This window comes from Haemophilus sp. HMSC061E01, assembly GCF_001810345.1.
Classification (GTDB): domain Bacteria; phylum Pseudomonadota; class Gammaproteobacteria; order Enterobacterales; family Pasteurellaceae; genus Haemophilus_D.
On the sequence record NZ_KV801005.1, the window covers coordinates 161,499 to 168,006 of the forward strand.

The following is a 6,508-nucleotide window of genomic DNA, read 5'->3' on the forward strand; positions in this document are numbered from 1 at the left end:
AATCATATAAAAAATCGGGCAATTTTTAAACTGCCCGATTTGTTTCTATTTTTGACCGCACTTTATGCTTTGGCGGTATCAATACGTTCGAATGACAACACTTTATTTTCTAACTGACGAAGTAATAAAGTGGCAATGCCGGTAATGATGAGATAAATTCCACCTGCAATACCGTAGATAGTGAGTGCATCATATTCTGTGCCGTAAAGTTGGCGTGCATATCCCATGATATCCATGATCGTGATGGTAGAAGCTAATGCTGTACCCTTAAATACCAAGATAATTTCATTGGTATAAGAAGGAAGCGCACGTTTTAATGCATAAGGAATTAGGATTTTTAACGTCTGCATACGACTTAACCCTAATGCCGCACAGCTTTCCCATTGACCTTTAGAGATCGCTTTGACTGCGCCATGGAATAATTGGGTTGAATAAGCGGCACTATTCAAGGCTAAAGCTAATGCTGCACAGAACCATGCGTTGGAGAATAATCCCCATAATGGACTTTCCACCAACCATTGGAATTGACCAGGGCCAGCATAAATTAAGAAAAATTGCACTAAAAGCGGGGTCCCTGTAAATAAAACAAGGAATAAATTGACCGCACTTTTCACCAATTTATTGCCAATAGAAAGCAAGAAGGTTAGTCCCAATGCTAAGAAAAAGGCAATAAACAAAGATACGACTGTAAGCAACAGGCTAGTCGGAATGCCTTGAGCAATCACTGCTAAATACTCTTGAAACATTATTCGACTCCCCGTTCAAATCGAGTGAAACGTAATTCTAATTTGCGAATACCCGCTTGGCTGATCAACGTAATCACTAAATAAATCAACGCAGCAATACCATACCAAGTAAAAGGTTCATGAGTATTTGTATTGATGTACCCAGCCTGACGCATTAAATCATCAACACCAATTAATGACACCAATGCCGTATCTTTTAATAACACGAGCCATTGATTGCTTAAGCCCGGTAAAGCGTGTCGCCATACTTGCGGCATAATCAAATGAATGAAAGTATAAGGTCGGCTTAATCCTAACGCTGCACCTGATTCCCACTGCCCTTTTGGAATAGCTTGGATCGCACCACGTAAGGTTTGTGAAGCATAAGAGGCAAAAATCAAAGACAATGCAAATACTCCACAACCAAAGGCGCTGAATTCAATATACTCCCCCGTCAGCATTTCTACTACTTGGGTTGAACCAAAATAAATCAGTAGAACCACTAAAATTTCCGGTAAACCACGCAATAAAGCGATCACAACAGAAGCGGGTTTCGCAATAAAGACATATTTATTCGCTTCTAAAGCCGTAAAAATAATACTGAGCAATAAACCGACAATTAACGAGCAAATAGCAAGCCCTAAGGTCATTAGGGCTGCATGTCCAATTAATGTAAGATAATCATAAAACATAGATTATTTTGTCATCCATTTGTCATAGATTTTTTGGTATTCACCATTTGCTTTCACGGTTTCTAAACCTTTATTTAAGCTTTCTAGCAATTCTTTGCTTGATTTATTCACCGCAATACCTAAACCATTACCGAAATATTTTTTGTTAGTCACTTTCTCACCAACAAATTGAATTTCAGGCTCTTTAGAAATCATATCAGACAATACGGCAGTATCACCGAAGATGATATCAATACGACCATTTTTTAAGTCTAAGATCGCATCTTGTAAGCTTGCATAAGATTTTGCATTATATTGCTTGGTTTCTGCTGCGGTATATTGTTGGAATGTTGTTCCGTTTTGAACACCAATTGTTTTTGCTGAAGCTAAATCTGCTTTGCCTTTTAAAGCGACATAACTTGCTGTGCTGTCATAATACGCATTAGAAAATGAAACTTGTTTTGCACGCGCTTCAGTAATATCCATTGCAGAAATCGCTGCATCAAAACGTTTTGCTTTCAAGCTTGGAATTAATGCATCAAAAGATTGGCTTTTGAAATGACAAGTCGCTTGAATTTCTTTACAAATTGCATTCGCTACATCCACATCAAAACCGATAATTTCACCTTTTTCATTTGTTGTTTCAAATGGCGGGTAGCTCGGCTCCATCGCGAAAGTGATTTCTTGTGCATTTGCAGCAAAAGCTGAGCCCATTAACATTGCGCTTAAAAGTAATTTTTTCATGTCGTGTTTCCTTATTCTGAGTGTGAAAGATATTGTTTAAATTGTTCGGTTTTTGGATTATCAAAGCAATCTGCACTGCCCATTTCAATAATCTTACCTTGTTCCATATAGACGACCTTGGTCGCCACTTTTTGTGCCACGTTCACTTCGTGGGTCACAATCACCTGAGTAATACCTGTTTGTTGAAGTTCTTTAATAATATCAACGACTTGAGCTGTAATTTCAGGGTCCAGTGCTGCCGTTGGTTCATCAAACAACAACACTTGTGGTTTCATCATTAATGCTCGAGCAATTGCAACACGTTGTTGCTGACCGCCTGATAAGTGAAGAGGAAAACGATCGGCATGCTCTTCCAAACGTAAACGTTTTAAAAGTTCTAATGCATCTTTTTTCGCTTCTTCTTCGCTAATGCCTAATACTTTTTGGGGCGCTTCAATTAGGTTTTCAATCACCGTTAAATGCGGCCAAAGATTGTATTGTTGAAATACCATGCCCACATCTTGACGAAGTTGACGAATGGCTTTCGGATTATTATTCGCTTGAGACAAATCAAAATGATTATTCGCAATATGCAATTCGCCAGAGGTCGGCACTTCTAATAAATTTAATGTACGGATTAACGTACTTTTTCCTGCGCCACTTGGTCCAAGTAACACCACGGTATCGCCTTCTTGTGCATCAAGATTGATATCAAACAATGCCTGTGATGAACCATAAAAGAAATTCAAATTTTTAACACTAATCGCCATACTAAGTTTACTGCTATCCTCTCTTGATTTCTAAGAATGAATAAATATTACTTTTTAGTGATTAATTATGCAAGTATTTTTGTAAAAAAATCCCAAAAAACTTTTTGGGATCTTTAAATCATTGAATTTTAAACCGCACTTATCGCGAATTAGGCCTCTTTCGCCATCTCAAATTCAACTAACATCATCAAAATATGAATCACTTTGATGTGGATTTCTTGAATACGATCTGCATAACCGAAGTGTGGCACACGAATTTCAACATCCGCTAAGCCTGCCATTTTACCGCCATCTTTACCAGTCATCGCAATCACTTTCATGCCTTTTGCTTTCGCGGCTTCAATCGCATTTAAGATATTTTTAGAATTCCCAGAGGTCGATAATCCAAATAAAACATCACCTTCTTTACCCACTGCTTCAACAAAGCGAGAGAATACATATTCATAACCAAAGTCATTACTTACACAGCTTAAATGACTCACATCTGAAATTGCAATCGCAGGATAACCTGGACGATTTTCACGATAACGACCAGTGAGTTCTTCTGCAAAGTGCATGGCATCACAGTGGGAACCACCATTACCGCAAGATAATACTTTACCGCCATTTTTAAAGCTTTCGGCTAACAATTTAGCTGCTTTTTCAATGAGTTTGATGTTGTTATCATCTGAAACAAACTTATTTAATACATCTTGAGCTTCCACAAGCTCAGCTTTAATTTGATCAAAATACATTTTATTCTCCTTAAAAATTAAATTCGAAATAGCGTTGGCATTGTATAGCGTTCATTTCAAATAATCTAGCGCCCTTTTTCAGCTTACGTCTCATTATTTTGCGATATCTATCGCAAATCCAGCTAAAAACACTTCAAAAAATGACCGCACTTTTTAAACTCAATAAATTTAAAAAGGAGAGATTATGCGAGCGATTTACTTTTTACTTTACCTTCTATTCAGCCAAATAACCTGGGCGAACGAGCGTGATTTAATGCTATTAAGCACTTATGAAAACCAAGATGTTCAAGGTTGGGTGATGTCTGAAAAATTGGATGGGGTACGAGGTTATTGGGACGGCAAAACATTATTAAGTCGTCAAGGGCTACCCTTGCCTGCGCCGACCTATTTTACCGCTCAATTTCCACCTTTTGCCATTGATGGTGAGCTCTTTAGTGAACGTAATCAATTTGAAGAGATTGCTTCTATCACGAAGTCTTTTAAAGGTGATAATTGGGCAAAATTAACACTTTATGTTTTTGATGTGCCTAATGCATCAGGCAATCTCTTTGAACGTCTCAAAACCTTAGAAGATTATTTGAAAGAACACCCTACGCCTTATATCAAGATTATTCCGCAAATTCCGATACGAGATAAAACACATTTATTCGAGTATTTGCATGAAGTGGAAGCGAAAAAAGGTGAAGGGATTGTATTACGTAATCCTCATGCGCCTTACGAAAGAAAACGCAGTACACAAATTTTAAAGTTAAAAAGCACTTATGATGAAGAATGCACTGTGATAGCACATCACAAAGGAAAAGGACAATTTGAGAATATACTCGGCTCGCTTACCTGTGAAAATCATCGTGGAAAATTCAAAATCGGCTCAGGATTTAATCTGAGTGAGCGTGAAAATCCACCACCTATTGGCAGCACAATCACCTATAAATATCGTGGATTAACCAACTCCGGAAAACCTCGTTTTGCCACTTATTGGCGAGAGAAAAAATAAGAGCGGTCAAAAACATCGCTATTTTTGACCGCTCTTTATATTTAATAACTCAATTATAGGTGTTGATTAATAAACGCCGCTAATTGATTTTTCGGTAATGCACCCACTTGTGTTGCAACAAGTTGGCCATTTTTGAAAAGTAGTAAAGTTGGGATACTACGTACACCAAATTGACCTGCAACTAATTGGTTGTCATCTACGTTGATTTTAACGATTTTTGCTTTACCTGCGAATTCAGGTGCGATTTCATCTAAAATTGGCGCAATCATTTTGCAAGGGCCACACCATGGTGCCCAGAAATCCACTAATACAGGGATATCAGATTGCACAACAGTAGTTTCAAAATCTGCATCATTAATATGTAATACTTCGCTCATTTTTGTTTCCTTATTTAATAAGGTGCTGACGAATCAACACCTAACGTTAATTAATGTTGTGCATAATAACACAAGGTATATTGGATTGCACAGATTAGTCCGATTGATAAAAACTAATTACTTAAGCTGTGCAAATGCCTGTAATAAATCGGCTTTGATGTCTTCCACATCTTCTAAACCAACAGAAAAACGTAATAATGTGTTTGTAATACCACGAGCGACGCGTTCTGCTTCTGGAATATCCATATGGGTTTGGGTCGCAGGATAGGTAATAAAACTTTCTGTACCGCCTAAGCTTTCCGCAAAGGTAATCAACTTGATCGATTTTAAGAACGTATTTACCCAATTTTCATCTTTCAAACGGAAAGATAGCATTCCGCCTTTGTTTGGATATAACACGCTATCAATTTGTGGTTGTTCGCGTAAAAATTCCGCAATCGCCTTCGCATTATCTTGATGGCGTTTCATACGTAATGAAAGGGTTTTCATACCACGCACGGTTAACCAAGAATCAAATGGCGAAAGTACGGCACCTGCACCATTTTGAATATAAGCGATACGATCACAAAGTTCTTGTCCTTTTGCAATAATCAAGCCCACTAAACTATCATTATGACCTGCAATATATTTTGTACCACTGTGGATCACAATATCTGCGCCTAAATCTAATGGACGAGATAGCACAGGAGTTAAGAAGGTATTATCCACAATCATTAATAAATTGTGCTTTTCCGCTAATTTCGCAATTTCTGCTACATCACACTCTTCCATTAATGGATTTGATGGGGTTTCAATAAAAATTGCTTTTGTATTCGCTGTAATTGCGGCTTCAATTTCAGTTAAAGAAGCGGTGTTCACATAAACGGGTTTTACGCTGTTGTTATTTTTATAGGCAAAATCCAATAAACGATAAGTCCCACCATATACATCACTTGACACAATCCATTGATCAGGGCCTTTAAATAGGTTCATCAGCACTTGAATTGCCGCCATGCCAGAGGAAAAGGCAAAACCACGATCACCATTTTCTAATTTTGCTACGGTATCTTCCAAAACACTACGTGTTGGGTTTTTCGTGCGGGTATAATCAAACCCTGTGCTTTCACCAATCCCATGGTGGCCATAAGCCGTTGAAAGATAAATGGGCGTTGAAACCGCACCAGTGCGCTCATCACTGCGATTTCCCGCTTGAGCTAATAATGTATCGATAGAATATTGTTGTGTCATAATTTACCTCTAAAACATGCAAAAATTTGACCGCACTTTTCTTGATTTAATGGCGAACAAAACGCTCCAATTTTGTCACAAACCCAATCACGATAAAAGTAGAAATTGAAAACTAAGCTAAAATTATATTCTTGAGTCAAATTTTGCTGTAATTTCAACCGAAACGAAGATTTTTTCAACATTTGAATTTTTTTTTCAGATCTTCGATTGACAGAATTTCAAATTCCCGTAAAATGCACCGCACTAACAGCGTATGCGGGAATAGCTCAGTTGGTAGAGCACGACCT

At 37.8% G+C, this 6,508-nt stretch carries 8 protein-coding genes; 1 reads left to right on the forward strand and 7 read right to left on the reverse strand.

The window, feature by feature from the left end; genetic code table 11:
• Positions 1-62: 62 nt before the first annotated feature.
• From artM to lpcA, 5 genes are all read right to left on the reverse strand, one after another.
• On the reverse strand, positions 63-746 hold the full coding sequence (gene artM, locus HMPREF2732_RS04215) for an arginine ABC transporter permease ArtM (protein ID WP_070591419.1): 684 nt from the start codon (positions 744-746) through the stop codon (positions 63-65).
• Entirely contained in the window at positions 746-1,417 is a 672-nt protein-coding gene (artQ, locus tag HMPREF2732_RS04220; protein ID WP_005696554.1) for an arginine ABC transporter permease ArtQ, read from the reverse strand. Before artQ ends, artM begins: the two co-directional genes overlap by 1 nt.
• 3 nt (positions 1,418-1,420) lie before the next feature.
• Positions 1,421-2,140, reverse strand: a complete 720-nt coding sequence (locus HMPREF2732_RS04225; RefSeq protein ID WP_049370084.1) for an arginine ABC transporter substrate-binding protein — start codon at positions 2,138-2,140, stop codon at positions 1,421-1,423.
• Between the two features lie 11 nt (positions 2,141-2,151).
• Entirely contained in the window at positions 2,152-2,889 is a 738-nt protein-coding gene (artP, locus tag HMPREF2732_RS04230; protein WP_049370083.1) for an arginine ABC transporter ATP-binding protein ArtP, read from the reverse strand.
• Positions 2,890-3,038: 149 nt separating this feature from the next.
• Positions 3,039-3,623, reverse strand: coding sequence for a D-sedoheptulose 7-phosphate isomerase (lpcA, locus tag HMPREF2732_RS04235; RefSeq protein ID WP_014065007.1), 585 nt, complete (start codon positions 3,621-3,623; stop codon positions 3,039-3,041).
• Positions 3,624-3,807: 184 nt separating this feature from the next.
• Between lpcA and HMPREF2732_RS04240 the strand changes: the two genes are divergently transcribed.
• Complete coding sequence (locus HMPREF2732_RS04240) at positions 3,808-4,617, forward strand: DNA ligase (protein WP_070591423.1); 810 nt, start codon at positions 3,808-3,810, stop codon at positions 4,615-4,617.
• A 53-nt stretch (positions 4,618-4,670) separates the two neighbouring features.
• Here HMPREF2732_RS04240 and trxA read toward each other — a convergent pair whose 3' ends face one another.
• Positions 4,671-4,994: a thioredoxin gene (trxA, locus tag HMPREF2732_RS04245; RefSeq protein WP_005696559.1), complete on the reverse strand. Its 324-nt coding sequence runs from the start codon at positions 4,992-4,994 to the stop codon at positions 4,671-4,673.
• A gap of 117 nt (positions 4,995-5,111) precedes the next feature.
• Positions 5,112-6,221, reverse strand: a complete 1,110-nt coding sequence (locus HMPREF2732_RS04250) for a methionine biosynthesis PLP-dependent protein (protein ID WP_070591427.1) — start codon at positions 6,219-6,221, stop codon at positions 5,112-5,114.
• Positions 6,222-6,508: the final 287 nt, after the last annotated feature.